This is a genomic window from Arthrobacter gallicola (assembly GCF_014836775.1).
Lineage (GTDB): Bacteria > Actinomycetota > Actinomycetes > Actinomycetales > Micrococcaceae > Arthrobacter_B > Arthrobacter_B gallicola.
This window is the reverse complement of record NZ_JACSQD010000003.1, coordinates 59,710-86,048: the sequence shown is the minus strand read 5'-3', so window position 1 is coordinate 86,048 and position 26,339 is coordinate 59,710. Positions and strand designations below refer to the sequence as shown.

At 64.3% G+C, this 26,339-nt stretch carries 23 protein-coding genes; 2 read left to right on the top strand and 21 right to left on the bottom strand.

Annotation, left to right across the window (positions count from 1 at the left end):
- Positions 1 to 57: 57 nt before the first annotated feature.
- The 15 genes from rpsG to rpoB all read right to left on the bottom strand — a co-directional run bounded on the left by rpsG (position 58) and on the right by rpoB (position 18,882).
- Complete coding sequence (rpsG, locus tag H9639_RS07605) at positions 58 to 528, bottom strand: 30S ribosomal protein S7 (protein WP_055239342.1); 471 nt, start codon at positions 526 to 528, stop codon at positions 58 to 60.
- Between the two features lies 1 nt (position 529).
- Positions 530 to 904: a 30S ribosomal protein S12 gene (rpsL, locus tag H9639_RS07600; protein WP_055239341.1), complete on the bottom strand. Its 375-nt coding sequence runs from the start codon at positions 902 to 904 to the stop codon at positions 530 to 532.
- Between the two features lie 335 nt (positions 905 to 1,239).
- Positions 1,240 to 2,031, bottom strand: coding sequence for an IclR family transcriptional regulator domain-containing protein (locus H9639_RS07595; protein ID WP_191807518.1), 792 nt, complete (start codon positions 2,029 to 2,031; stop codon positions 1,240 to 1,242).
- Positions 2,032 to 2,050: 19 nt separating this feature from the next.
- Positions 2,051 to 2,731, bottom strand: coding sequence for a 3-oxoacid CoA-transferase subunit B (locus H9639_RS07590; protein WP_225219353.1), 681 nt, complete (start codon positions 2,729 to 2,731; stop codon positions 2,051 to 2,053).
- Positions 2,728 to 3,411, bottom strand: coding sequence for a 3-oxoacid CoA-transferase subunit A (locus H9639_RS07585; RefSeq protein ID WP_191807517.1), 684 nt, complete (start codon positions 3,409 to 3,411; stop codon positions 2,728 to 2,730). The genes H9639_RS07590 and H9639_RS07585 overlap by 4 nt, the downstream gene beginning before the upstream one ends.
- A gap of 16 nt (positions 3,412 to 3,427) precedes the next feature.
- Entirely contained in the window at positions 3,428 to 4,630 is a 1,203-nt protein-coding gene (locus H9639_RS07580) for a thiolase family protein (protein ID WP_191807818.1), read from the bottom strand.
- A gap of 164 nt (positions 4,631 to 4,794) precedes the next feature.
- A complete protein-coding gene (pcaC, locus tag H9639_RS07575; RefSeq protein ID WP_318242020.1) occupies positions 4,795 to 5,229 on the bottom strand; it encodes a 4-carboxymuconolactone decarboxylase in 435 nt (144 codons plus the stop codon).
- Between the two features lie 30 nt (positions 5,230 to 5,259).
- Positions 5,260 to 6,060 (bottom strand): alpha/beta fold hydrolase, encoded by an 801-nt coding sequence (locus tag H9639_RS07570; RefSeq protein WP_191807516.1) that lies wholly within the window; start codon positions 6,058 to 6,060, stop codon positions 5,260 to 5,262.
- Positions 6,057 to 7,454 carry a lyase family protein gene (locus tag H9639_RS07565; protein ID WP_225219351.1) on the bottom strand — a complete coding sequence of 466 codons (1,398 nt, stop codon included), beginning with the start codon at positions 7,452 to 7,454 and terminating at the stop codon, positions 6,057 to 6,059. Before H9639_RS07565 ends, H9639_RS07570 begins: the two co-directional genes overlap by 4 nt.
- Before the next feature lie 4 nt (positions 7,455 to 7,458).
- Positions 7,459 to 8,025, bottom strand: a complete 567-nt coding sequence (pcaG, locus tag H9639_RS07560) for a protocatechuate 3,4-dioxygenase subunit alpha (RefSeq protein WP_191807515.1) — start codon at positions 8,023 to 8,025, stop codon at positions 7,459 to 7,461.
- Positions 8,025 to 8,849, bottom strand: coding sequence for a protocatechuate 3,4-dioxygenase subunit beta (pcaH, locus tag H9639_RS07555; protein ID WP_191807514.1), 825 nt, complete (start codon positions 8,847 to 8,849; stop codon positions 8,025 to 8,027). Before pcaH ends, pcaG begins: the two co-directional genes overlap by 1 nt.
- Positions 8,850 to 8,988: 139 nt before the next feature.
- The gene (locus H9639_RS07550) at positions 8,989 to 10,185 is read right to left on the bottom strand and encodes a 4-hydroxybenzoate 3-monooxygenase (RefSeq protein WP_191807513.1); all 1,197 of its coding nucleotides are present in this window, start codon (positions 10,183 to 10,185) and stop codon (positions 8,989 to 8,991) included.
- Positions 10,186 to 10,337: 152 nt separating this feature from the next.
- A complete protein-coding gene (locus H9639_RS07545; protein WP_191807512.1) occupies positions 10,338 to 11,144 on the bottom strand; it encodes an IclR family transcriptional regulator in 807 nt (268 codons plus the stop codon).
- Positions 11,145 to 11,300: 156 nt separating this feature from the next.
- Positions 11,301 to 15,191 (bottom strand): DNA-directed RNA polymerase subunit beta', encoded by a 3,891-nt coding sequence (locus tag H9639_RS07540; protein WP_191807511.1) that lies wholly within the window; start codon positions 15,189 to 15,191, stop codon positions 11,301 to 11,303.
- A gap of 190 nt (positions 15,192 to 15,381) precedes the next feature.
- A complete protein-coding gene (rpoB, locus tag H9639_RS07535; RefSeq protein WP_191807510.1) occupies positions 15,382 to 18,882 on the bottom strand; it encodes a DNA-directed RNA polymerase subunit beta in 3,501 nt (1,166 codons plus the stop codon).
- Positions 18,883 to 19,576: 694 nt separating this feature from the next.
- Between rpoB and H9639_RS07530 the strand changes: the two genes are divergently transcribed.
- Together H9639_RS07530 and H9639_RS07525 are read left to right on the top strand one after the other, a co-directional pair.
- Positions 19,577 to 20,797: an acetyl-CoA C-acetyltransferase gene (locus tag H9639_RS07530; RefSeq protein WP_191807509.1), complete on the top strand. Its 1,221-nt coding sequence runs from the start codon at positions 19,577 to 19,579 to the stop codon at positions 20,795 to 20,797.
- Positions 20,797 to 21,282, top strand: coding sequence for an aminoacyl-tRNA deacylase (locus H9639_RS07525; protein ID WP_191807508.1), 486 nt, complete (start codon positions 20,797 to 20,799; stop codon positions 21,280 to 21,282). Before H9639_RS07530 ends, H9639_RS07525 begins: the two co-directional genes overlap by 1 nt.
- A gap of 128 nt (positions 21,283 to 21,410) precedes the next feature.
- Here H9639_RS07525 and rplL read toward each other — a convergent pair whose 3' ends face one another.
- From rplL to nusG, 6 genes are all read right to left on the bottom strand, one after another.
- Positions 21,411 to 21,788: a 50S ribosomal protein L7/L12 gene (gene rplL, locus H9639_RS07520; protein WP_066296012.1), complete on the bottom strand. Its 378-nt coding sequence runs from the start codon at positions 21,786 to 21,788 to the stop codon at positions 21,411 to 21,413.
- 61 nt (positions 21,789 to 21,849) lie between these two features.
- Entirely contained in the window at positions 21,850 to 22,419 is a 570-nt protein-coding gene (rplJ, locus tag H9639_RS07515; protein ID WP_191807507.1) for a 50S ribosomal protein L10, read from the bottom strand.
- A gap of 360 nt (positions 22,420 to 22,779) precedes the next feature.
- Positions 22,780 to 23,922, bottom strand: coding sequence for a GNAT family N-acetyltransferase (locus H9639_RS07510; protein WP_191807506.1), 1,143 nt, complete (start codon positions 23,920 to 23,922; stop codon positions 22,780 to 22,782).
- Positions 23,923 to 24,120: 198 nt separating this feature from the next.
- Complete coding sequence (gene rplA / locus H9639_RS07505) at positions 24,121 to 24,828, bottom strand: 50S ribosomal protein L1 (protein ID WP_066296030.1); 708 nt, start codon at positions 24,826 to 24,828, stop codon at positions 24,121 to 24,123.
- A gap of 133 nt (positions 24,829 to 24,961) precedes the next feature.
- A complete protein-coding gene (gene rplK / locus H9639_RS07500; RefSeq protein ID WP_066296034.1) occupies positions 24,962 to 25,393 on the bottom strand; it encodes a 50S ribosomal protein L11 in 432 nt (143 codons plus the stop codon).
- A gap of 125 nt (positions 25,394 to 25,518) precedes the next feature.
- Positions 25,519 to 26,310 (bottom strand): transcription termination/antitermination protein NusG, encoded by a 792-nt coding sequence (gene nusG, locus H9639_RS07495; protein ID WP_191807505.1) that lies wholly within the window; start codon positions 26,308 to 26,310, stop codon positions 25,519 to 25,521.
- Positions 26,311 to 26,339 lie beyond the last annotated feature (29 nt).

The following is a 26,339-nucleotide window of genomic DNA, read 5'->3' as shown; positions in this document are numbered from 1 at the left end:
GAGGCCCGCCGAAGCGGGCCGCAGGGCCTGGGCTGAACAGAATCTGGTGAAGGCTTATTACCAGCGGTAGTGGGCGAAGGCCTTGTTGGACTCGGCCATCTTGTGGGTATCTTCGCGACGCTTGACAGCAGCACCAAGGCCGTTGGAGGCATCGAGGATCTCGTTGCGCAGGCGCTCGGTCATCGTCTTTTCGCGGCGGGCCTTGGAGTAGCCCACCAGCCAGCGCAGGGCCAGTGCAGTTGCACGGCCCGGCTTGACCTCAACCGGCACCTGGTAGGTGGCGCCGCCAACGCGGCGGGACTTAACCTCAAGGCTCGGCTTGATGTTGTCCATGGCCTTCTTCAGGGCTGCAACCGGATCCTGTCCGGTCTTCTCCTGTGCTCCGGCGAGTGCACCGTAAACGATGCGCTCGGCGGTGGACTTCTTGCCGTCGACGAGGACCTTGTTGATCAGCTGCGTGACCAGCGGGGAGCCGTAGACGGGATCAACTGCGAGCGGCCGCTTGGGGGCCGGACCCTTGCGGGGCATATTACTTCTTCTCCATCTTCGCGCCGTAGCGGCTGCGAGCCTGCTTGCGGTTCTTAACACCCTGGGTGTCAAGTGCGCCGCGAACGATCTTGTAACGGACACCGGGCAGGTCCTTCACACGGCCACCGCGGACCAGCACGATGGAGTGTTCCTGCAGGTTGTGACCCACACCGGGGATGTAGGCGGTAACTTCAACGCCGCCGTTGAGGCGGACGCGGGCTACCTTACGCAGAGCCGAGTTCGGCTTCTTGGGGGTGGTGGTGTAAACACGGGTGCACACACCACGGCGCATCGGGCTGCCCTTAAGGGCGGGAGCCTTGGTCTTGGAGACCTTGGGTGAGCGGCCCTTCCGGACCAGCTGCTGAATCGTAGGCACTTATCAGTTCTCCGTTTATCTCGAGATAGATTCTCTGGTTGCAACGCCGGGCTGCCGGCTGTCTGCAGCCTCAGGCGACGCTTTTCAAAGTTTGTTGCCGCAGTGCCCCCGAGACGTTCCGTTGAACCGAAAGCGACCGTAGGCGTGCAAAAGTGTGGCATTCGTTGCACAAGAACCCTGCAACCCGGAAACAGGCCCCCACCCGCACTTCGGAGAGATATCCGGAGAACATGCGAGCGGCCTTCATCCACTGCCACACAAACAATTGTAATAAGTCTAGCAGACTCCACACCCGGACCGGGACGGAGCTGAGCCAGCCCAGATCTGCCGGGAAGTCAGCTCCGGGCCGCCAGGGCCTGCGTGATCTTCCGTGAAGCCTCCTGCAGATGCGGCAGCACCGAGGCCGCCGCTTCCTCCAGTGTAGGGCCATCCAGCCCGAGCGTGGCCTGCATGGAGGTATTCAGCGCAGCGATCACTTCACCCGACGGACTGAAAATCGGAACCGCCACGGACCGCAGTCCACGTTCAAGTTCCTGATCCACCACAGCCCAGCCCTGCTCGCGGACCCGCTGGACTTCGGCCCGGAGTGCGGCCTCGGTGGTCAGCGTCCGCTCGGTCAGCGGCTTGAGTTCCACCTCCGCGAGGTACGCCGCCAGCCGGTCCTCCGGCAGTCCGGCCAGCAGGACCCGGCCCATGGAGGTGGCGTAGGCAGGGAACCGCGTCCCGACCGTGATTCCCACCGTCATCAGGCGGCGGGTATGGATTCTGGCCACATAGACAATTTCGTTGCCGTCCAGGACGGAAGCCGACGTCGATTCATGGATTTCCCGGGACAGATCCTCGAGCAGCGGCTGAGCAAGCTGCGGGAGGGTCTGCCCGGCGAGGTAGGAGTAGCCGAGCTGCAGGACCAGTGCGGTCAGCTCGAAGCTCCGCCCGTCGGTACGGACATACCCGAGTTCCACCAGTGTGAGCAGGAACCGCCGGGCCGTGGCCCTGGTCAGTCCGGTGCGGCGGGAGACATCGCTGAGCGTCATCTGTACGTACTCGGCGTCGAACGCCCGGATGACGGACAGCCCACGGGCCAGCGACTGGACAAACTGGTCGCTGGCCGCGATGGTTTCGCTCATTGATCCCCCATTGAAGGTCTTAGGCTGCGTCCGCGGAAGGTGCGGTCAGCGGCACATCCATCTTGGCGGCAAGCTCCTCGAAGCTGATCCCAAAGGTCTCGCGGACATGGACGCCGTCCTCCTTGATGAGGAACACCGCTTCATTAGTGTAGACGCGCGTCACGCATCCCACTCCCGTCAGCGGGTAGGAGCATTCGGCAACCAGCTTGCTGAGGCCTTCGCGGGTGAACAGCGACATCATCACGTACACGTCCTTGGCACCGGTGGCCAGGTCCATGGCGCCGCCGACAGCGGGGATCGCATCCGGCGCTCCGGTGTGCCAGTTCGCCAGGTCACCGGTGGCGGAAACCTGGAAGGCACCCAGCACGCAGACGTCCAGGTGCCCTCCGCGCATGATCGCAAAGGAATCAGCGTGGTGGAAGTAGGAGGCACCCGGCAGTTCGGTGACCGGAATCTTACCGGCGTTGATCAGGTCTCCGTCGATTTCGCTGCCCTGGGCTTCGGGACCCATGCCCAGCATGCCGTTTTCGGTGTGCAGGGTGACGTGCTGCTCGGGCTTGAGGTAGTTCGAGACGAGGGTCGGCTGGCCGATGCCCAGGTTCACGAACGATCCCGGGGCAATGTCCCGGGCTACCAGTTCGGCCAGTGAGTTGCGGTCCAGTTTTTCGCTCACGATGGTGTTCTCTGCCTTCTCACTCATGCTGCTGCCGGTGCTTTCTCGCGGGATACCTGGACCAGGGAGTTCACGTAGATTCCGGGGGTCACAATGATTTCCGGATCGAGTTCTCCGGTTTCGACGATTTCGCGGACCTGGACAATGGCATTCTTTGCAGCCGCTGCCATGATCGGCCCGAAGTTCCGGGCGGTCTTGCGGTAGATCAGGTTCCCGGTCCGGTCCGCCTTCAGAGCCTTCACCAGGGCGAAATCAGCGTGGATAGGCGTCTCGAAGACGTATCCCCGGCCGTCGATCATGCGGGTTTCCTTGCCCTCTGCCAGCGGTGTGCCGTAGGCGGTGGGGGTGAAGAAACCGCCGATCCCGGCGCCGGCGGCCCGGATCCGCTCGGCGAGGTTGCCCTGCGGCACCAGTTCCAGTTCGATTTCCCCGGCACGGAACTTGGCGTCGAAGACGTGCGAATCGGACTGGCGCGGGAACGAGCAAATGATCTTGCTGACCCGGCCGGCGCCGATGAGCGCTGCGAGCCCCTCCTCACCGTTTCCGGCGTTGTTGTTCACGACGGTCAGGTCCTTGGCGCCCTGGCGCAGCAAGGCTTCAATCAGCTCGACGGGCTGCCCGGCCTTGCCGAAGCCCCCGATCATCACGGTGGCCCCGTCATAGATCGGCGCGACTGCTTCGTCGACGTCCTGCAGAATATTCAGCACGGTTCTCCCTGGGAAGTTAGGCTTTGGTGTTTTCGAGTACGACGGCGAGGCCCTGGCCGACGCCGATGCAGATGGCTGCGACGCCCCAGCGTGTCCCGGAGGCTTCCAGGCGGCGGGCGAGCGTGCCAAGGATCCGGGTGCCGGAGGCACCGAGCGGGTGGCCGATGGACACGGCACCGCCCCAGGCGTTGACGATGCCGGGATCAATGTCCCAGGCGTCCATGCAGGCCAGCGACTGGGCCGCGAAGGCTTCATTGAGTTCGACCGCGCCGACGTCGCTCCAAGAGATACCGGCCCGCTTCAATGCGGTGTTGGCGGCTTCGACCGGGGCATAGCCAAAGTACTGCGGCTCGTTTGCGGCCGCTCCCCTGCCGGCAATGCGGGCAAGGGGATCAAGTCCGAGCAGCTGCGACGCGGCTTCGCTGCCCAGCCAGGCTGCGGAAGCGCCGTCGTTCAGGGGTGAGGCGTTGCCCGCGGTGACGGTGCCGCCGGAGGGCTCATCCGAAACGGGCCGGAAGACGGTCTTGAGCGTGGCCAGCTTTTCCACGGTGGACCCGGCACGGATGCTCTCGTCGCGGGAAAGGTCCACGCCGTCGACGGCGACGGTCAGGTTCTCGTAGCGTCCTTCGTCCCAGGCTTGGGCTGCCAGCTCGTGGGAGCGCGCGGCGAAGGCATCCTGGCGTTCCCGGGTGATGCCGTACTTTTCGCGGAGCTGTTCGGTGGCCTCACCGAGGGACACCGTCCATTCCTTGGGCATCTTCGGGTTGACCAGCCGCCAGCCCAGTGTGGTGGAGGCCAGGGTCTGATCCCCGGCCGGGTAGGGCTTCTCGTTCTTCGGCAGCACCCAGGGGGCACGGCTCATGGATTCGGCGCCGCCCACCAGCATCAGGTCAGCATCTCCCGCGTTGATCTGCCGCGAAGCGATCATCGCCGCGTCCAGGGAGGACCCGCAGAGACGGTTGACGGTGGTGCCGGGAATGGACACCGGAAGGCCTGCCAGCAGGCTTGCCATGCGCGCTACGTTGCGGTTTTCTTCACCGGCGCCGTTGGCGTTTCCGAAGATCACCTCATCGATCCGCTCGGGATCGAGCCCCGGGGCCCGTGAGACGGCGGCCTTAACCACCTGGGCTGCAAGATCATCGGGGCGCACTGCTGCGAGGGCTCCGCCGAAACGTCCGAACGGCGTCCGGACGGCGTCGTAAATGTAGGCCTGGTTCACCATGGCTCCTTTGCTGGGTGCTGCATGCCGCAGGTCCGCGGATTTGTTCGTGGACCGAACATGCGTACAAGATGCGAATTTATCGAAGAATGCGCCAATAGGCCAGCCCTCTGGGGACATGGCGGTTTAAGACGGCCGCCGCCGCCTCCTGGTGGCCTCCGAAGTCAGGCGCCGTCGGCCTCTGAGCCGTTCAGCTTCTCTGAACTGTCCAGCTCGGCGAAAACCCCCTGGGCGACCTTGAACGCCGAATTGGCGGAGGGGACGCTGCAGTAAATGGCCGACTGGAGAATAACTTCCTTGATTTCATCGCGCGTCAGGCCGTTGCGCAGCGCGGCGCGCACATGCATCGCGAGTTCCTCCAGGTGCCCGTGGGCGATCAGGGCGGTGAGCGTGATGGCGCTGCGCATGGTCCGGTCCAGGCCCGGCCGGGTCCAGATGGTGCCCCAGGCATAGCGGGTGATCATGTCCTGGAAATCGGAGGTGAACTCGTCTTTTGCCGCGTTGGCCCGGTCGACATGCGCATCTCCGAGCACCTGGCGGCGGACCGCCATGCCTTCGTCGTAGATGTCCTGCTGGGTCTTGGCGCTGTTCTCGCTCACTGAATCGCTTTCTCTTTTACGTAGCCGGGTTTAGTTGGCGGTGCCGAAGAAACTGCTGAGCAGTTTCGCGGTTTCCGCAGGCTGTTCAGCCGGCGCCAGGTGCGCGGCATGGGAAACGACGGCGGACCGTCCGTCGGGAACGCCGGCTGCGATCAGCTCGGCGAAGGACGGCGGGGTGACAACGTCCTCTGCGCCCGCCACCGCCAGCACCGGAGCGGAAATCCCGTCCAGGCGCTCCCGGACGTCGAAGCCAGCCAGGGCCTGGCAGCAGTAGGCGTAGGAGAAGCGATCGGCATCCTGCAGGGAATGGAGCAGCGCGGCTGAGGTTTCCTTGTCCCGTTCGATGAAGCCTTCGGCAAACCAGCGCTGCGCGGAGCCGATCAGGACGGCCGGTGTTCCCTGTCCGCGCACTGTCTCGGCGCGGGCTTCCCAGCCTTCGGCGTCGCCGATCTTGGCTCCCGAGCAGAGGATGGCCAGTTTCCGGAACGCCTGCGGGTAGTCGAGTCCCAGCTGCAGGCCAACGGCTCCGCCTAGGGAGACCCCGGCGTAATAAAGTTCCTGCGAGGCGGAGAGATCCCCGGCGGACAGCGCACTGTCCACGAGGCCATGAACAGCCGCTGCCAGGTCCTCCAGGCTGAATCCTTCCGCTGCCGCCGGGCTGTTGCCGTGACCGGGCAGATCCCAGGCGATCACCGTGTAGCCGTCCAGCTGCGCTGCGGTGCTGCTCCACAGGGCGGTGCCGGAGGTGCCAAGTGACGGACCGGCGATCAGGACAGGAGCCCCGGGCCCGGCGTTGGAGAGTTGTGTTGCTTTGATCTGCGGGACGCTCACGCGTTTGTCCTTCCGGGGTAAGCAGAGATAATTCGGTTGATCAGGGCCTGTGATTGGCCCAGGTAGTTGGCCGGATTCAGGAGCTCGGTAAGTTCCTGGTCAGCCAGCTGTTCGGCAGGTACGGCTCCGCGCAGAAGTTCAGTGAAGTCTTCCCCGGCGAGCGAGCGGGCAACGAGTTCCTGCACGCGTTTCTTGCCTTGGCCGGGCACGCCACCCTCGAGCAGCGGGGCGATGCGCGCCATGACTTTCTCGCTGACAACCAGCGGGCCGGCGAGTTCCAGATTCCGGGCGACGGCACCGGTATTCACCGTCAGCCCTTCCGTGAGTTCGGCCAGTTTGGCCATAGCTCCCCCGGCCAGCCGCAGCAGCTGGCGCAGGGCCTGCCACTCGACATGCCAGGATCCGCCGGGACGTTCATCATCCGCCGCTCCGGCTGCAGCCTGCAGCATCGCGGTGTAGCCCGGTGCCGCCAGAGCGGCGCTGCGGATCAGGACAGAGAGCACGGGGTTCTGTTTCTGCGGCATGGCAGAGGAGCCGCCGCGGCCCGCTTCGCGGGGTTCGCTGACTTCCCCGATTTCCGGGCGGCTGAGCAGCAGCACATCGTTGGAGATTTTTCCCGCCGCGGCCAGCAGGTCCGCCAGTGAGGCCCCCAGCCGGGTGACCGGGATCCGGTTGGTCTGCCAGGGCGCCACCGGATCGACGAGGCCGAGCCGGTCCGCCAGGTCCGCCGCCAGGGTCAGCGGGCTGTGGTCAGCTGCATCGGCGGCAGTGGTGAGTGCTGCCATGGTGCCGGAGGCGCCACCCCACTGCAGGGGCAGGGCTGAGGCCACGGTATCCAGGGCGGCGGTGGCCTGCCCCACTCCGTGGAGCCACTGTGCGGCCTTCAAGCCAAAAGTAGAGGGCAGCGAATGCTGGGTGAGGGTGCGGGCCACGCTGACAGTGTCAGCATGCCTGCGGGCCAGGTCCCCGAGGGCCGTTTCCACCCGGCGCGCGTCAGCCAGGATGGTTTCCAGAGTGCGGGATGCCATGAGCATCAGGGCGGAGTCCAGGATGTCCTGGCTGGTGGCGGCCTTGTGGATGGGGCCAACAGCTTCCGGAGCCTCTTTCCGGACCAGTGCCCTCAGATCGGCCAGCAGGGGAATCACGGGATTCCCGCCGCCCTGCGCCCGCGCTGCCAGGTCCGCAGTGTTATACCGCGAAGCCTGGCAGGCGGGAGCAACGGCGTCCGGGATCCCGGAGTTGATCAGGCCCGCGGAGGCAAGCACCCGCAGCCACTCGAGTTCGACGTCGAGCATGGCCTGCAGCAGTGCCTCGTCAGAGGTCAGTGCTGCGGCGCGGGTGCCGGCCCATGCCGGCGACAATAGTCCGTAGTCGGCAGTTTCCGCGGAGCCCAATGAATTACGCTCCCGGGTAGGCCAGGAAGACGGTTTCGTCTTCGCCCTGCAGCTTGATGTCCCAGCGCAGGCCGCCGTCGGCCTCGCGCGTCGCGATCAGGGTGCGGCGGCGGTCCTCCGGAAGGGAGGAGAGCAGCGGATCCTTGGTCAGGGCCGCTTCGTCGTCCGGCAGGTACATGCGGGTGTGCAGCTTGTTCAGCAGGCCGCGGGCGAAGATGACCACCGAAATGAACGGCGCGGAGCCTTCCTCGGTCGGCCCCGGGTTCACCGTGGTGAACGTGTAGTTACCCACGTTGTCGACGGCGCCCCGGCCCCATCCGGTGAAGGTGTAGCCATCGCGCACCAGCGAACCGGTCTTCTGCGGGATGTTGCCGTCTTCGTCTGCCTGCCAGATTTCCAGCAGGGCGTCCGGAATGACGTCGCCGGCGCCGTCGCGGACCGTGCCCTGGACCCGGATGGCGCCCTTGGCGCCGGGGTGGACCAGTTCGTTGTCCTTTTCGAAAGGCAGCGCGTAGCCGTAGAACGGTCCAACCGTCTGTCCGGGGGTTGCGGTGAGTTTCTGCTCGCTCATTACTCTGCGTCCTCGTCTTCCATCCAGGTGCGGTTGCTGCCGGTCAGCACGATGTCCCAGTTGTAGCCGGTGCTCCATTCGTGCTGGGTGAGGTTGTGGTCATACGTGGCCACAAGCCGGTCCCTGGCCTTCTGGTCGGTAATCGACTGGTAGATCGGATCCAGGGAGAACAGCGGATCGCCCGGGAAGTACATCTGGGTGATCATGCGCTGGGTGAAGTCGGTGCCGAAGAGCGAGAAGTGGATGTGCGCCGGGCGCCAGGCGTTGTAGTGGTTCTTCCACGGGTACGGTCCGGGCTTGATGGTGGTGAAGCGGTAGTTGCCGTCGTCATCCGTGATGCAGCGGCCCACGCCGGTGAAGTTGGGATCGATCGGTGCCGGGTGCTGGTCGCGCTTGTGGATGTAGCGGCCGGCGGAGTTTGCCTGCCAGATCTCCACCAGCTGGTTGCGCACCGGGCGGCCGTCGCCGTCGAGAATGCGGCCGGCAACAACAATCCGCTCGCCGAGGGGCTCTCCGTTGTGCTGGATGGTCAGGTCCGATTCCAGGGTGTGGACATCCTGGTGGCCGAAGGCCGGGGACCAGAGTTCGATGGTCTCCGGGTCCGTGTGGTGCGGATCCTTAGTGGGGTGGCGCAGGATGGAACTGCGGTACGGGCGGAAGTCCAGGCGGGGCTGGGTCTCTTCGGCGTCGCCGTTTTCCAGGCCCTTCCGGTATGCAGCGTGCACGTCCTGGATCTCCGCGGTGATCTCGTCCTGCGAGCTCTGCGCCGAGTCCGGGCCCTGATCTGGCTGGTCCTGGGGGAACAGACCGTTTTCCGTCTCCATGTTTTTTCCTTTCAAAAGGATGCGTACACGACGCGTCCTCGTCATCGTCCAAGCATCCCAGTGGTTTCTACCACATTACACGCTTGTTCACTTTGTGGACGTGCGTTCACAATACGAACGCGGATGGTGCCTGGCGGTCTTACTTTTCCGGCCAGCCGGTGTATGCCTCGGCCAGGTATGCCTGGCCATGGCGGGAAGAAACCACACCGTTGAGTTCTCCCAGCGCCCGCTTGCGCTCGAACGGAGTGGCGTCCTTCCGGGTGTGCAGCATGGAGGTCATCCAGTAGGAGAAGTTCTGGGCCCGCCAGACGCGCTGGAGCGCCTTGTCGCTGTAGCCGTCCAGCAGCTCCGCGGACTTCGTTGCGTAGAAGGAGTCGATGGCTTCGAAGAGCACCTTCACGTCCGCCAGGGCCAGGTTCAGGCCCTTGGCGCCGGTCGGCGGAACGGTGTGGCCGGCGTCGCCGGCGAGGAACATATTGCCGTAGCGCATCGGTTCACAGACATAGCTGCGGAACTTCAGAACCGTCTTTTCGAAGATCGGGCCGCGCTTGAGCTGGAATCCGTCCGGCCCGTCCACCCGGCGCTGCAGTTCGGCCCAGATCTGCTCGTCACTCCAGGCGTCTGCGTCCTCATTCGGATCGCACTGGAAGTACATGCGCTGGACGTTGTCATTGCGCTGGCTGATCAGCGCGAAGCCGTGCTCCGAGTTGGCGTAGATCAGTTCCGGGGCGCTCGGCGGTGCTTCGGTGAGGATGCCGAACCAGGCAAACGGGTATTCGATGAAGTTATCTGTCCGCAGTTCCTTGGGGATGGAGCGCTTGCAGATGCCCTGGGAGCCGTCGGCACCGACCAGGATGTCGCAGTGGATTTCGAAGTCGGTGCCTTCTGCATCCGTGAAGCGGATCTTGGGAACGGATGTTGTCTGATCCAGCACCTCGGTGTCCGTGACGGCATAGCGCACGTCGCCGTTGTCCCGCTCGCGGGCTGCGGCCAGGTCGACGAAGACCTCATTCTGCGGGTAGAGCCAGACAGACTCCCCCACCAGTTCTTCGAAGTCGATCCGGTGGCTCACGCCGCCAAAGCGAAGGTCGATGCCGTCGTGTTTGTAGCCTTCGGTCAGGACCCGGTCGCTGACCCCGCCCTCGGTGAGCATCCGGACGCTGCCGTGTTCCAGGATTCCGGCGCGGTGCGTGGTGCGGATGGTCTCATGGTCCCGCTTTTCCACAACGATGTTCTCCACGCCGGACTTCGCCAGCATGTGGGAAAGCATCAGGCCAGCGGGACCGCCTCCAACGATTCCGACTTGGGTCTTGATGACGGTACGGTCTGCAGCCAACGCTGTACTCCTTTGTGGACAAGCTAAAACACCGGGAACGGATGCCCCTGACTCAAGTGTGAGGACACGCACATCTCCACTGCGAGGCGATTCTCATTCAATGAGAATGCGCGCGGGATGTTGCATCACCGAGCGCCCGGGCCGGGTCAGCCTCAGGCCCCGGTTGAGGACCCGGCCGGTTCCGCCAGACCGTGCCGCGGACCGGCAGCGGCTGCCGTGGTGCCCAGCCCGCGGGAAATGCCCCGGGCCGCTGTCATCAGCGCCGGCACTGTTGCTGCCGTGTTCTCCCGGCCCAGCGGCACCACTACCCCCAGCGCCGCCACAGCCGTCCCCAGCGGACCGAACACCGGCACCGCGATGCCCGTGGTTTGGGGGTCGACGACGCCGGGCAGGGTGGCGCTGCCTTCCCGCCGGATGGCCGCCCATTGCCGCCGCAGGGCCTCCGGGCGTGGAAACGGCGCCGGATCCCCGCGGTGACGGTCCAGGAATGCTTCCTGGACGTGCCGCGGCGAATAAGCCATCATCACCATGCCGGATGAGGAGATCTGCAGCGGAAGCCTGCCGGCTACCTTGGCGAAGTTGGAGACCGAGCCGCGGCTGGAGAGCCGTTCAATGAAGAGCACTTCGTCCTCCTGCAGCACGGAGAGCTGGGTGTGCTGGCGGATGACAGCCTGGATGTCCTCCATAAAGGGCATCGCGATCTGCCGCAGGTCCAGTGCGGCAGAGCTCCGGTTGGCCAGTTCCCAGAGCCGCAGGCCCAGGCGGAGTTCGCCCCGTTCCCCGCGCTGCAGGACCTGCAGGGACACCAGTTCGCCGGCCAGGCGGTGGGTGGTGGACAGCGGGAGCCCGGCCCGGCGGGCCAGGGTTGCTGCCGGCATGGCGGGATGCTCGGCGTCGAACGCGGAGATCAGCCGCAGGATGCGCTCGGCCATGGAGTCGCCGGAGGGGGAATTGGCCATACAAGTACTTTGGCATACGACGGCGGCACCCTCTCCTTGCGGCCCCTCACTGACCTGCGCGAACCGTAAACAGAAAAGGGGCTTAAACGGGGAAGGACCCCGCCTTTCGGCAGGGTCCTTCCTTCGCGGTGTGCGGTCCGTTGCAGCTTTTCAGCTTTAGCGGAACTCGCTGCCCATGTCGTAGTCATCCAGCGGGATGGCGTGGAACTCAGGGCTCAGGCCACCGTCAACTCCGGCATAGTCGAAATCGCTGAAGGCGCTCGGGCCGGTGAAGAGATTGGCCTTTGCTTCCTCCGTCGGTTCGACAGTGACCTCGGTGTAACGGGGCAGGCCCGTTCCGGCCGGGATCAGCTTACCGATGATGACGTTTTCCTTCAGGCCGAGCAGCGGGTCGCTCTTGCCTTCCATGGCCGCCTGCGTCAGGACGCGGGTGGTTTCCTGGAAGGAAGCAGCGGACAGCCAGGACTCGGTTGCCAGCGATGCCTTGGTGATACCCATCAGCTCCGGACGTCCGGCTGCCGGACGGCGGCCTTCGGAGACCACGCGGCGGTTCTCGTTCTCGAACCGGCGGCGCTCGGCCAGCTCACCCGGGAGCAGGTCGGAATCGCCGGATTCGATCACGGTCACGCGGCGCAGCATCTGCCGGACGATGACTTCCACGTGCTTGTCGTGGATGCCAACACCCTGGCTGCGGTACACGCGCTGGACCTCGTCCACCAGGAATTCCTGTGCCTTGCGCGGGCCGAGGATGCGGAGGATCTGCTTGGGATCCACTGCACCTGCAACCAGCTGCTGGCCAACCTCAACGTGGTCGCCGTCGGCAACCAGCAGGCGGGCACGGCGCAGAACCGGGTAAGCGATTTCCTCGGAGCCGTCATCGGGAGTGACAACCAGACGCATCTGGCGGTCGGTCTCTTCGATGGTGACCCGTCCGGCCGTCTCGGAGATCGGAGCAACACCCTTGGGGGTACGTGCTTCGAAGAGCTCCTGGATACGGGGCAGACCCTGGGTGATGTCTTCCGCGGAAGCAACACCACCGGTGTGGAAGGTACGCATGGTCAGCTGGGTACCGGGCTCACCGATGGACTGTGCGGCGATGATGCCGACAGCCTCACCGATGTCAACGGTCTTGCCCGTGGCCAGCGAACGGCCGTAGCAGAGCGCACAGGTACCAACGGCGGACTCACAGGTCAGCACGGAGCGGACCTTGATGTCCGTGACGCCGGCGTTGAACAGCTTCTCGATCAGCACATCGCCGACGTCGTCGCCGCCCTTGGCCAGGACGTTGCCTTCCGCATCGGAGACGTCGGTGGCCAGCGTACGTGCGTACGCCGAGTTCTCGACCTCTTCGTGCAGCTGCAGCTCGCCGTTGTGATCCGGAACAGCAATCGTGACGTTCAGGCCGCGCTCGGTGCCGCAGTCCTCTTCGCGGACAATAACGTCCTGCGAAACGTCCACCAGACGACGGGTCAGGTAACCCGAGTTGGCGGTACGCAGGGCGGTATCGGCCAGACCCTTACGGGCACCGTGGGTGGCGATGAAGTATTCCAGCACCGACAGGCCCTCACGGTAGGAGGACTTGATCGGGCGCGGGATGATCTCGCCCTTCGGGTTGGCCACCAGGCCACGGATACCGGCGATCTGCCGGACCTGCAGCCAGTTGCCTCGTGCACCGGAGGACACCATACGGTTGATGTTGTTCTGGATCGGCATGTTGTCACGCATAGCCTTGGCAACTTCGTTCGTTGCCTGGTTCCAGATGTCGATCAGTTCCTGGCGGCGCTCGTCTTCCGCGATCAGGCCCTTGCCGTACTGGCTTTCAACCTTGGCGGCGCGTGCTTCGTAAACCTCCATGATGGCAGGCTTGTCGATCGGAGCAGCGATATCCGAGATGGCAACGGTAACGCCCGAGCGGGTGGCCCAGTAGAAACCGGAGTCCTTCAGGTTGTCCAGCGTTGCCGCGGTGACTACCTTCGGGTACCGCTCGGCCAGATCGTTGACGATCTTGGAGAGCTGGCCCTTGTCAGCAACCGACTCAACCCACGGGTAGTCCGCAGGCAGGGTCTGGTTGAACAGGACCTGGCCCAGGGAGGTGGGGATGAGGGCAGGAGTGCCTTCTTCCCAGCCTTCCGGAGCGGGCTGCTCGTCGCTCGGCACGAACCCGTCGACGCGGATCCGAACCGGAGCGTTCAGGTGTAGCTCGCCAAGGTCGTGTGCCATCACGGCTTCCGCCATGGAGGAGAACACGCGGCCTTCGCCTGCGGCGCCTTCGCGCTTGGTGGTCAGGTGGTGCAGGCCGATGATCATATCCTGCGAAGGCAGGGTCACCGGACGGCCGTCGGACGGCTTCAGGATGTTGTTCGAGGACAGCATCAGGATGCGGGCTTCAGCCTGTGCCTCGGGGCTCAGCGGCAGGTGGACTGCCATCTGGTCGCCGTCGAAGTCAGCGTTGAAGGCGCCACAGACCAGCGGGTGCAGCTGCAGGGCCTTGCCCTCAACCAGCTGCGGCTCGAAGGCCTGGATACCGAGGCGGTGCAGGGTAGGTGCACGGTTGAGCAGCACCGGGTGTTCGGTGATGATCTCTTCCAGCACGTCCCAGACCTGCGGACGGAAACGCTCGACCATGCGCTTGGCGCTCTTGATGTTCTGGGCGTGGTTGAGGTCAACCAGGCGCTTCATCACGAACGGCTTGAAGAGCTCCAGCGCCATCTGCTTGGGCAGGCCGCACTGGTGCAGCTTCAGCTGCGGACCAACAACGATCACGGAACGGCCGGAGTAGTCAACGCGCTTGCCGAGCAGGTTCTGGCGGAACCGGCCCTGCTTGCCCTTGAGCATGTCCGAGAGCGACTTCAGCGGGCGGTTGCCCGGTCCGGTGACCGGACGGCCGCGGCGGCCGTTGTCGAACAGGGAGTCAACAGCTTCCTGGAGCATGCGCTTTTCGTTGTTCACGATGATCTCGGGAGCACCGAGGTCCAGCAGACGCTTCAGGCGGTTGTTGCGGTTGATCACACGGCGGTACAGGTCGTTGAGGTCGGACGTCGCGAAACGTCCGCCGTCGAGCTGAACCATCGGGCGCAGTTCCGGCGGGATCACCGGGACGGCGTCGAGGACCATACCCATGGGGCTGTTGGAGGTCGTGAGGAACGCGTTGACAACCTTCAGGCGCTTCAGGGCACGCGTCTTGCGCTGGCCCTTGCCGTTCTGGATGATCTCGCGCAGGTTCTCGGACTCTGCCTGCATGTCGAAGTCTTCAAGACGCTTCTTGATGGCTTCGGCACCCATGGAGCCTTCGAAGTACAGGCCGTAACGGTCGCGCAGTTCGCGATAGAGGCCTTCGTCGCCTTCGAGGTCGCCGACCTTGAGGTTCTTGAAGCGCTCCCAGACCTGCTCGAGGCGTTCGATGTTGTTGTCGGCGTCGCGGCGCACCTTTGCCATCTGGCGGTCGGCGGAGTCGCGGGCCTTCTTCTTGTCAGCTGCCTTGGCGCCTTCACCTTCGAGACGAGCAAGCTCATCTTCGAGGTCCTTGGCGATCGCTGCGATGTCGGAGTCGCGCTGGTCAACCAGGTGCTTGCGCTCAAGGTCGTGCTCGGCCTGCAGGTTCGGCAGCTCGGCGTGGCGGTTCTCTTCATCCACCGAGGTGATCATGTAGGCAGCGAAGTAGATGACCTTTTCGAGGTCCTTCGGTGCCAGGTCCAGCAGGTAGCCCAGGCGGGACGGAACACCCTTGAAGTACCAGATGTGGGTAACCGGAGCGGCGAGCTCGATGTGGCCCATCCGCTCGCGGCGGACCTTGGCACGGGTTACTTCAACACCACAGCGCTCACAGATGATGCCCTTGAAGCGCACGCGCTTGTACTTGCCGCAGTAGCATTCCCAGTCGCGGGACGGACCGAAGATCTTTTCGCAGAAAAGACCGTCCTTCTCCGGCTTCAGGGTTCGGTAGTTAATGGTTTCCGGCTTTTTGACCTCGCCGTAAGACCAGTTGCGGATTTCGTCCGCAGTGGCAAGGCCGATTCGCATGAGGCCGAACGTGGAATCGTTGGACATGGGTCCCTGTTCTCTCTTGTTCTCTAAATCTGAATGTCTCGGGTACGGGAAGAAGGTGTGTGGCCCCGCCGGGCCTGGATCGGCGGCAACGAAATTCCTGGCTCGCAGAGCTCGCAAGGAATATTAAAGCCGCCTCCTCCAGGCCCTTTGGGGGCCGGTCCTGGTTCCCGGGGGAGCCAGGACCAATCCACTAAACCTCTTCTACTGAGCTCGGCTCTGCGCGGGACAGATCAATACCCAGCTCTTCCGCGGCCCGGAAGACTTCTTCATCCGAGTCACGCATTTCAATCGTGTTGCCTTCGGTGGAAAGGACTTCCACGTTCAGGCAAAGCGACTGCATTTCCTTGATGAGCACCTTGAACGATTCCGGAACGCCGGGCTCCGGGATGTTCTCACCCTTCACGATGGCTTCGTAGACCTTGACGCGGCCGTGGATGTCATCGGACTTGATGGTGAGCAGTTCCTGCAGGGTGTACGCGGCACCGTAGGCTTCCAGGGCCCAGACTTCCATTTCACCGAAGCGCTGGCCGCCGAACTGTGCCTTACCACCCAGCGGCTGCTGCGTGATCATGGAGTACGGACCCGTGGAGCGTGCGTGGATCTTGTCATCGACAAGGTGGTGCAGCTTCAGGATGTACATGTAGCCAACGGAGATCGGATCCGGGAACGGCTGGCCGGAGCGGCCGTCGAACAGACGGGCCTTTCCGGAGGCGCCGATCAGGCGGTTGCCGTCCCGGGTGACGTTCGTGGAATCCAGGAGGTTGGTGATCTCGTCCTCGCTGGCGCCGTCGAACACCGGAGTGGCAACGGTGGTGGGACCGGATTCACGCGGCAGTGCGGGCAGGTCCTTGACCCACTCCGGCTCGCCTTCGATCTTCCAGCCCTGCTTGGCAGCCCAGCCCAGGTGGATTTCCAGGACCTGTCCGACGTTCATTCGGCCCGGAACACCCAGCGGGTTCAGGACGATGTCGACGGGGGTGCCGTCTTCCAGGAACGGCATATCCTCGATCGGCAGGATCTTGGAGATAACGCCCTTGTTGCCGTGGCGGCCGGCCAGCTTGTCGCCGTCCGTGATCTTGCGCTTGTGGGCAACGTAGACGCGCACCAGCTGGTTGACGCCCGGGGGCAGCTCGTCGTCGTTGTCGCGGTCGAAGATGCGCACGCCGATGACGGTTCCGGACTCGCCGTGGGGAACCTTCAGGGAGGTGTCGCGGACTTCGCGGCTCTTCTCACCGAAGATGGCGCGCAGCAGGCGCTCTTCGGGGGTCAGTTCCGTTTCGCCCTTCGGCGTCACGCGGCCAACCAGGATGTCTCCTGCTTCAACCTCAGCACCGATGTGGATGATGCCGCGCTCGTCGAGCTGCGAGAGCACTTCCTCGGACACGTTCGGGATGTCACGCGTGATTTCCTCAGCACCAAGCTTGGTGTCGCGGGCATCAACTTCGTGCTCCTCGATGTGGATCGAGGTCAGGACATCGTCGGAGACCATGCGCTGCGAGAGGATGATCGCATCCTCGTAGTTGTGGCCTTCCCAGGACATGAACGCAACGAGCAGGTTCTTGCCCAGTGCCAGTTCGCCCTGGTCCGTGGAGGGACCGTCGGCGATGACGTCGTTGACCTCAACGCGGGTGCCTTCGGAGACGATTACGCGCTGGTTGTAGGCGTTGCCCTGGTTGGAGCGCGCGAACTTCATGATCGGGTAGCTGGTCTCGGTGCCGTCGTCGTTCATGACGGTGACGAGGTCAGCGGACACCTCGGTGACGACGCCGGCCTTGGCGGCGGTGACGGAGTCACCGGCGTCGATGGCTGCGTACTTCTCCATGCCGGTGCCCACCACGGGACGCTCGGAACGGAGCAGCGGCACAGCCTGGCGCTGCATGTTCGCACCCATGAGGGCACGGTTGGCATCGTCATGCTCGAGGAACGGAATCAGGGCGGTTGCCACCGACACCATCTGGCGCGGGGAAACGTCCATGTACTCCACCTCGGTGGGCTCCACGAGCACGGGCTCGCCGGATCCGCCGCGGGCACGGACGAGGACCAGGTCCTCTTCGAAGTGGTTGTCGGCACGCAGCGGGGCGTTTGCCTGTGCGATCGTGCGCTCAACTTCGTCATCGGCGGTCAGGTAATCAACCTGGTCGGTGACGACGCCGTCCACTACCTTGCGGTACGGGGTCTCGATGAAGCCGAAGGCGTTGATCCGGGCGTAGGACGCCAGCGAACCGATCAGGCCGATGTTCGGGCCTTCAGGGGTTTCGATGGGGCACATACGGCCGTAGTGCGAGGGGTGGACGTCTCGGACTTCCATGCCTGCGCGGTCACGGGACAGACCACCCGGGCCAAGCGCGGAAAGGCGGCGCTTGTGGGTCAGGCCGGCCAGCGGGTTGTTCTGGTCCATGAACTGCGAGAGCTGGGAGGTTCCGAAGAACTCCTTGATCGCAGCAACGACCGGACGGATGTTGATCAGGGTCTGCGGCGTGATTGCCTCGACGTCCTGGGTGGTCATCCGTTCGCGGACAACGCGCTCCATGCGGGAAAGACCGGTGCGGATCTGGTTTTCAATCAGTTCGCCGACGGCGCGGATGCGGCGGTTGCCGAAGTGGTCGATGTCATCGACCTCAACGCGGATGTCCACGTCTTCACCGTTGCGCTTGCCCGGGACGGTCTTCTCGCCGGCGTGCAGGGCAACCAGGAACTTGATCATGGCGACGATGTCGTCAATGTTCAGGACCGATGCGTCCGGATCACCGATGGCCTTCTCGACGCCGAGCTTGCGGTTGATCTTGTAGCGGCCAACCTTGGCCAGATCGTAGCGCTTCGGGTTGAAGTACAGGTTCTCCAGCAGGGTCTTTGCTGCCTCGACCGTGGGCGGCTCTCCCGGACGGAGCTTGCGGTAGATGTCCAGCAGGGCATCTTCCTGGGTCTCCGTGGGGTCCTTCTCCAGGGTGGCGCGGATCGAATCGTATTCGCCGAAGGTTTCCAGGATCTGGCCTTCGGTCCAGCCCAGTGCCTTCAGCAGGATGGTCACGGACTGCTTGCGCTTGCGGTCCAGGCGAACGCCAACCTGGTCGCGCTTGTCGATTTCGAGTTCGAACCAGGCACCGCGGGAAGGGATGATCTTCGCGGTGTAAATGTCTTTGTCACTGGTCTTGTCGGCCGTGCGCTCAAAGTAGGCGCCCGGGGAACGGACCAGCTGGGAGACGACGACGCGCTCGGTGCCGTTGATGACAAAGGTGCCCTTGTCGGTCATCAGCGGGAAGTCGCCCATGAACACGGTCTGCTGCTTGATTTCACCCGTGTTGTTGTTCATGAACTCGGCCTTGACGTACAGCGGAGCCGAGTACGTTGCGTCCCGGTCCTTGCACTCGGCCATGGTGTACTTCGGGTCGGCGAATTCCGGTTCGGAGAAGCTCAGGGACATGGTGCCCTGGAAGTCTTCGATCGGGGAGATCTCTTCGAAGATGTCGGAGAGGCCGGAGGTGGTGGCGAAACCTGCCTCGCCCGCTTCCTGCGCCTTCCTTACGCGTTCTTTCCAGCGTTCGTTGCCGACGAGCCAGTCAAAGCTGTCCGTCTGCAGGGCAAGAAGATTGGGAACATCCAGCGGTTCGTGAATCTTTGCGAATGAAATCCGGGACGCTGCGTTCTCCGGATTGGTAGCGGTTGCATTATTAGAGGTGCTCGAGGCGACCAAGAGGGATCCTTCCACAGACCTTCAGGCGTGTTTCACGCTCCCCCTCTGCACTGACGGACCTGGTCCGCGTGCGTCCTCCCGGGTGCACAGCGCGCCGAGACGGTTCAAAACTGTGCAGCTGACACTGCATTTGAACGATCCGGACGCCGCCTGGCCCGTGACACAGCCCACCGCTATATGAAGGCTGAAGGTTAAGAGAGGGAAGCAAATATCTACTATATGGCATTGGGGACACAGAAGTCTACCCGGTAATCGAAACCCCTGCCAGCTCTACCCCGGATCCAGCAGCTGCGAACCCTGAGGTTTCTGGCTGCGGCTTCCTGTCGGGGAGCTACGGGCGCGGTGCCAGCGTACCGATTTGAGGCTGGCTAGGAATAAGCGTACCCCAAGTCCGCCGCGAGTGCGCGATTTCCCTGTGCTGCGCCTGCGATGTTCCGGTGCTGCCCCTGTGATGTTCCGGTGCTGCGCCTGCATTGTTCCTGTGCTGTTCCTCCAGAGCACCGCCTCCCCCGTATCGCCGCCAGGCCCGCCCCAGGCTGAACCACCTGATGCCCCGGCGGTGCGAGCGCGGGCCGCCGGACGGCCTCCCGGGCGGGCATCCGCCGAGTGTGTCCCGCGCCACGTTCCGAAGGTAGCCTAGGGGCAGCTGTTTCCTTTAGGAACTGATTCCCTTCGATGAGAGTGGACTGGCCGCATGAGCACCTCCGCACCTGCAGAACCCGGAACAAACCAAGCCGCCGATGTGGTGATCGTGGGCGGAGCCCGCACACCGCAGGGCCGGCTGAACGGCCAGCTCGCCCCGTTCACCGCCGTCGAGCTGGGTGCCTTCGCCATCGCCGGCGCACTGGAGCGCTCCGGTGTTGATCCGTCCCAGGTGGACACCTTGATCATGGGCCACGTTGTCCAGGCCGGCTGCGGGCAGAACTCGGCGCGGCAGGCGGCCATCAAGGCCGGGCTGGGCTGGGACGTGCCAACGGTGACCATCAACAAGGTCTGCCTCTCCGGCCTGGCCGCGATTACCGATGCAGCACGCCTTATCCGCAGCGGGGAAGCCACCGTGGCAGTGGCCGGCGGCCAGGAATCCATGACGCGCGGGCCGCACGTGCTGCCTGGCTCCCGGCAGGGCTGGAACTACGGCACCATGCCGGTGCTGGACTCCGTGGCCCACGATGGCCTCACCGATGCCTTCGACAACGAATCGATGGGTGTTTCCACCGAACGGGGCAACACCGCACTGGGTATCAGCCGCAGCGCCCAGGACGAGGTCGCCGCGGCTTCGCACCAACGGGCCGCCGCCGCGGCAGCAGCGGGGATCTTCGACGTCGAAATTGCTCCGGTGAGCGTACCGCAGCGCAAGGGCGATCCGCTGGTGCTCACCGCGGATGAGGGCATCCGCCCGGCCACCACCGTGGAAACACTCGCCGGCCTGCGTCCGGCGTTCGCCGCGGACGGTACGATCACGGCCGGCAACTCCTCCCCGCTCTCCGACGGAGCCGCCGCCGTCGTGCTGACCTCCCGCGCGTTCGCCGAGGAACAGGGACTGGAGATCCTCGCGGTGGTGGGCATGCCCGGGCAGGTCGCAGGACCGGACAACAGCCTGCATTCCCAGCCCGCCAATGCCATAGCGCAGGCACTCAAACGGGCCGGCTGGACTGCCGGAGACCTGGATTTTGTGGAGATCAATGAGGCCTTTGGCTCCGTTGCCGTGCAGTCGCTGCAGGAGCTCGGCGTGGACCTGGCCGACTGCAACATCCACGGCGGTGCCATTGCCCTGGGCCACCCGATCGGAGCCTCGGGGGCCCGGCTGGCGCTCCACGCGGCGCACGAACTCAACCGGCGGGGTTCGGGGCGTGCCGCCGTCGGGCTCTGTGGAGGCGGCGGCCAGGGTGAGGCCCTGCTGCTGTACCGCGGCTAGTGGACGCTGACCACGTCCGGGGACGTGACCGGGTGCAGGCTGCTGCCCGGGAGCTTGGCCTGGACGTCCGGATTGTGGACCGGCCGGACGCATCCTCCCTGGCTGAAGCGGCTGCCGCCCTGGGCATCAGCCCTGGGGAGATCGTAAAGTCCTTGGTGGTCCGGCGGAAAGCCGGAGAGTACCTGTTTGTGCTGGTCCCCGGCGATGCGCAGATTTCCTGGCCAAAGCTGCGGGCGGCAGCGGGGGCAAACAAGCTCACCCTGCCGCCGGCCGGGGAAGCCTTTGAAGCCACGGGTTATGCCCGGGGCACGATCACCCCGCTGGGCAGCAGCGTCAGCTGGCCGGTTTTTGCCGCGCCGGCCATCCGCGGCAAACGGGTGTCAATGGGCGCCGGCGAGCACGGGGCAAGCCTTTTCGTGGACGGTGACGCCCTGCTCGACGCACTGGACGCGCGCGTCGCCGACATCACCGACCCGCTCCCCTAGGCCGCAGCTGCTCCACGGGTGACCGGCGCAGGCTGGACGCCCAAGACCTTCCCGGCACGGCAAAAGCCCCCGCTCCCTGAACGGGGGCGGGGGCTTTTGAAGCAATGCGGCTGGGCCGCAAGGCAATGCTACTTGAGGGTAACCGTTGCGCCGGCAGCCTCGAGGGCTTCCTTTGCCTTTTCGGCGGTCTCCTTGTTGGCACCTTCGAGGATGGCCTTCGGAGCACTGTCAACCAGGTCCTTGGCTTCCTTCAGGCCCAGGGAAGTCAGCGCGCGGACTTCCTTGATCACTGCGATCTTCTTTTCGCCAGCGGATTCGAGAACAACATCGAATTCGCTCTGCTCTTCTGCAGCTTCAGCAGCGCCGCCGCCAGCCGGACCGGCAACTGCAACAGCAGCAGCGGTGACGTCGAACGTCTCTTCGAAGAGCTTCACGAAGTCGGAGAGCTCGATGATGGACAGTTCCTTGAAAGCCTCAATGAGCTCTTCGTTGGTGAGCTTCGCCATGATGTGGCGTCCTTCCTATAGTTGGTGCTCGCAGGCACCGGAGATTGGATGAGAAGAGGTTCTACTCTTCGGTGGCTGCTTCTGCGGCAGGAGCTTCTTCTGCAGCGGCCGGGGCCTCTTCTGCAGCGGGAGCAGCGGGAGCGCCGCTCTCCTCTTCGAGCTTCATACGCAGTGCATCTGCCGTGCGGGCCAGCATGGACATCGGAGCCTTGAGGACACCGGCGACACGTGCAAGCTGGAACTCACGGGATTCAAGCGCAGCAAGGGCAGCAACACCGGCTGCATCGAGGTTGTTGCCCTCGAAGACACCGGTCTTGATGACAAGCTGCGGGTTGGTCTTGGCAAAATCCGTCAGGCTCTTTGCAGCCGCAACTGCGTCACCCTTGATGAAGGCAATTGCAGTGGGGCCGGAGAGCTGGCCATCGAATGCATCGATGCCGGCTTCCTTAGCTGCAATGCCCGTCAGGGTGTTCTTGACGACCGAGTACTTGGTGTCCTGGCCGAGCGAACGGCGCAGCTCCTTGAGCTGTGCAACGGTGAGCCCGCGGTATTCGGTTAGGACAGCAGCGGTCGATTCCTTGAAATCATTGGCGATCTCTTCGACTGCTGACACCTTTGTTGGCGTTGCCATAACCCTCCTTCCGGGGAAATAGTGCCGGTGGATCGGGTCCCGAACATAAAAAACGCCCCGGGCAGATGCACGGGGCTTTACTCAACGGACCATGGTCCGGAGTTCAGTTCGTTCACCTGCGCAGGCCGCCCAATAAAGGGACTTTCGGATGATTCTCCAACCGGGTTCCACACGTGGAAGACTGATGGTTCAGCCAAACGGTGGGATTGAATGCACATCGACCGACGGTCTTTGGTAGTTCAAGCTTAGGGGAGAATCCCCCGGAGACCAAATCGCCGGCGCAGCCCCTGGTCCGCGGCGGTATCCACCAACGTCGTGCGTTCCAGGCTCCCCTCAAGTGCGCTCTCCGGTTAGTTCGCCTCAGTTCGCCGGAGCCAGGCGCCGCTGCCACTGCCCGCCCCAGGCCGTGGCGCGGAATCCCAGGGCTTCGTTAATACGGAGCATGTGCGTGTTCTCCTCGGCGTTCCAGGTGTAGATACGCCGAACCTGCGGCCGTTCCCGCTGCAGCCGCTGCAGGTTGGCTGCCTTGAGCAGCATGCCAAGCCTGTGCCCGCGGTGCGGGCGGAGGACCAGCGTGTCATCCTGCATGGCTGCCCCGGGCTGCTCCCGCTGCACCCAGAGCACGGTGTGGCCTGCCAGGGCGCCGGTGGAAAGGTCCCGGACCGCACAGCAGAGCAGATCCACTCCGGCCGCTGCCTGGGTGGCCTCGCTTTCGCGTACGCGCGCCACGTCCCACGCTTCCTCTTCCCACTCCAGGTCCCCCATGGGCGCATCGGTGCTCATGCGCTGTTTGAGAATCGCATAGTCGCTGACAAGAGCATCCGGGCACCGCCCGGTCCAGGTTTCCAGTCCATAGCCGTCCCCGGCCGCGGCCGCCGCCTGGGCCAGCTGTGCGGTGAAGTCCGTACCGCCGGCCAGCGGGAGGAGGCTGATCCGCTCCACCTGCTCCAGCACAAACCCGGCAGCCCGGGCAAACCGGGCCGGGGCGTCTGCCGGGATCTGCCCCGTCCCCGTGGCCGGACGAAGCACTTCGCCGCCGGTTCCGCCGGCTGGTTCAGCACCCGTTTCACCGCTGGCGTCCGCTCCCGCACCGGGGCCGGCAAACCGGTGCTCCGTTTCGCCATCCAGTACCCTGCGGCCCAGTGCGGCGGCATACTCTTCAGCGGCCCGGAGCAGGCTGCGGCCCAGCCCGGCACCGCGGGCCGCCGGGTCCACCATCACGTCCACCCACACCGCATGGGTGTTATCCGTGAGCGGAACAATGAGCACTGCTGCGCCAGCTGGGTCCGGTCCTTCCGGGAGCAGGATCACCCTCCGGCCCGCTTTTCGGGGCTGCATCACCGCCAGCTGAGCCTCGGGGGATTCCTCAAAGTCCGAATTGCCCCAGAACCGGCGGTTTCGTTCGTTCACCAGCCGGGCGACGGCGAGGAACCCCTCGGTGCCCTCCTCTCCCAGGTGGCGGGGGACGGGGCTCTGGCGCACTGGATGCGGCTGGAAATCCATGAACCAATCCTGCTGCCGGCGCCCCCGCCCTGTCACGTGTCCGAAGCCCCCCGGCAGCTCCGGCGCTTCACGGCGCCCGCGTTCCGAGCCTTCGTTCCATGCGTTCCACGCCTGCGTTCCGCTCGTTCCGGGCATGCGAAAGCGGCCGCAGCAAATGCTGCGGCCGCTTTTTATCCAGGCCTGGGCCTGAAAGAAATGCTATGCGTCGGCGAGGACCTTGGTGACGTTCGGGTCCACGGCGATGCCGGGGCCGAAGGTCGTGGTCACGGTGGCCTTCTGGATGTAGCGGCCCTTGGCAGCGGACGGCTTCAGGCGGAGAACCTCTTCGAGGGCAGCGGCGTAGTTTTCGGCCAGCTTCTGCGCATCGAAGGAGGTCTTACCGATGATGAAGTGCAGGTTGGAGTGCTTGTCGACGCGGAAGTCGATCTTGCCACCCTTGATGTCGGACACTGCCTTGGCAACGTTCGGGGTAACCGTACCGGTCTTCGGGTTCGGCATGAGGTTACGCGGGCCGAGCACGCGGCCCAGGCGGCCGACCTTGCCCATGAGGTCCGGCGTAGCCACGGCTGCGTCGAAGTCGGTCCAGCCTGCTGCGACCTTTTCGATCATGTCGTCAGAACCAACGAAGTCGGCGCCGGCAGCGATGGCTGCTTCAGCCTTCTCACCGGTGGCGAAGACGAGGACGCGGGCGGTCTTGCCCGTGCCGTTGGGAAGGTTGACCGTGCCGCGGATCATCTGATCAGCCTTGCGGGGGTCAACGCCGAGGCGGAAGGCAACCTCAACGGTCGCATCCGTCTTGGACGGGTTGGTTTCCTTCGCCAGTGCTACAGCTTCAACCGGCGCGTACAGCTTGTCCGCGTCGATCTTAGCTACAGCGGCTTCATATGCTTTGCTGCGCTTTGCCATCTGCTTTTTCTCCTTGTGCAGTTGTGGTCTGTCGGACCGCGCTCGGCCCTGCCACGTGCTGTCCGTCCCGTCGGGATGGTACAGCGATGATGTTTTGGTTTTGCCCGGGCGGACCCGTGCGGGTGGTGCTTGATTAGCCTTCGACAGTGATGCCCATGGAGCGGGCGGTGCCGGCGATGATCTTCGCTGCAGCCTGCACGTCATTGGCGTTCAGGTCGTCCATCTTCTGGGTGGCGATCTCTTCCACCTGTGCCTGGGTCAGCTTCGCAACCTTGACGGTGTGCGGGGTGCCCGAGCCCTTGGCGACGCCGGCAGCCTTCTTGATCAGCTCAGCAGCCGGAGGCGTCTTGGTGATGAAGGTGAAGGAGCGGTCTTCGTAGACCGTGATTTCGACCGGGATAACGTTGCCGCGCTGGGATTCTGTTGCAGCGTTGTACGCCTTGCAGAATTCCATGATGTTGACACCGTGCTGGCCAAGGGCAGGACCGATCGGAGGAGCCGGGTTGGCGGCACCTGCATTGATCTGCAGCTTGATAAGGCCGGTGACCTTTTTCTTGGGGGCCATGAAAGGGTCCTTCTCTAAATTATGTTCCCGAAGAACAGGAGCGTCCATCCGGGTGGTGGCCGCCATGGCGTGGCGGCCGTACGCTGCCGGCCAGGATAAAGCGGTCCTGGGGCAGCGAAGTTTGGTTACTGAATCTTCGTGACCTGGCCGAAGGAGAGCGTTACCGGAGTCTCGCGCTCGAAGATGGTCACCAGGACCACGAGCTGCTGGGATTCCGGCTTGATCTCGGAGATCGTCGCGGGGAGGGTCTCGAACGGTCCCTCGTTGACGGTGACGGATTCGCCAACCTCGAAGTCCACGGCAATCTCGGACTGGGCTGCCTTGGCGGGGGCACCGCCGGCAGTCTTCGGCGAGACCACGGTGTGCTCAAGCATGGAGAAAACCTCGTCCAGGCTCAGCGGGACCGGGTTGTGTGCGTTGCCCACGAAGCCGGTGACACCGGGGGTGTGGCGGACAACGCCCCAGGAAGCATCCGTCAGTTCCATGCGGACCAGGACGTAGCCCGGAATGCGCACACGGTTGACGATCTTGCGGGTGGTGTTCTTGATCTCGACGACTTCCTCCATCGGAACCTGGATTTCGAAGATATTCTCTTCCATGTCCAGGGTCTGGATGCGGGTCTCGAGGTTCGCCTTGACGCGGTTCTCGTAGCCAGCGTAGGAGTGGATGACGTACCAGTCACCCTCCTGGCGGCGCAGTTTTGCCTTGAAGGCTGCAACGGGGTCTTCTTCGGGCTCATCGGCAGGCGCGGCTTCCGCGTCGTCGTCGGCTGAAGCTTCCTCGACAGGGGCTTCTACCGCATCTTCGGCCGATGCGTCACCGTCAGCCGCCGCGGCGTCTGCTTCGGTAACCTGCTCCTCGGCATCCAGATCAGCGGTTTCTTCATTGATCTGTGATTCGAGTTCTTGCTCGGACACGTAGATTCCTGCTTTCTTCTTCAGAGCTC

What these genes read in the sequence shown, in the direction of transcription:
- pcaG (WP_191807515.1), bottom strand. Translation starts at nt 8,025, where the DNA reads ATGAGCGAGCAGAAACTCACCGCAACCCCCGGACAGACGGTTGGACCG.
- rplK (WP_066296034.1), bottom strand. Translation starts at nt 25,393, where the DNA reads ATGGCCCCCAAGAAAAAGGTCACCGGCCTTATCAAGCTGCAGATCAAT.
- rplA (WP_066296030.1), bottom strand. Translation starts at nt 24,828, where the DNA reads ATGGCAAAGCGCAGCAAAGCATATGAAGCCGCTGTAGCTAAGATCGAC.
- H9639_RS07595 (WP_191807518.1), bottom strand. Translation starts at nt 2,031, where the DNA reads ATGAGCGAAACCATCGCGGCCAGCGACCAGTTTGTCCAGTCGCTGGCC.
- H9639_RS07530 (WP_191807509.1), top strand. Translation starts at nt 19,577, where the DNA reads ATGAGCACCTCCGCACCTGCAGAACCCGGAACAAACCAAGCCGCCGAT.
- H9639_RS07590 (WP_225219353.1), bottom strand. Translation starts at nt 2,731, where the DNA reads ATGAGTGAGAAGGCAGAGAACACCATCGTGAGCGAAAAACTGGACCGC.
- H9639_RS07545 (WP_191807512.1), bottom strand. Translation starts at nt 11,144, where the DNA reads ATGGCCAATTCCCCCTCCGGCGACTCCATGGCCGAGCGCATCCTGCGG.
- rplJ (WP_191807507.1), bottom strand. Translation starts at nt 22,419, where the DNA reads ATGGCAACGCCAACAAAGGTGTCAGCAGTCGAAGAGATCGCCAATGAT.
- H9639_RS07510 (WP_191807506.1), bottom strand. Translation starts at nt 23,922, where the DNA reads ATGGATTTCCAGCCGCATCCAGTGCGCCAGAGCCCCGTCCCCCGCCAC.
- H9639_RS07540 (WP_191807511.1), bottom strand. Translation starts at nt 15,191, where the DNA reads ATGTCCAACGATTCCACGTTCGGCCTCATGCGAATCGGCCTTGCCACT.
- rplL (WP_066296012.1), bottom strand. Translation starts at nt 21,788, where the DNA reads ATGGCGAAGCTCACCAACGAAGAGCTCATTGAGGCTTTCAAGGAACTG.
- rpsG (WP_055239342.1), bottom strand. Translation starts at nt 528, where the DNA reads ATGCCCCGCAAGGGTCCGGCCCCCAAGCGGCCGCTCGCAGTTGATCCC.
- pcaH (WP_191807514.1), bottom strand. Translation starts at nt 8,849, where the DNA reads ATGGAGACGGAAAACGGTCTGTTCCCCCAGGACCAGCCAGATCAGGGC.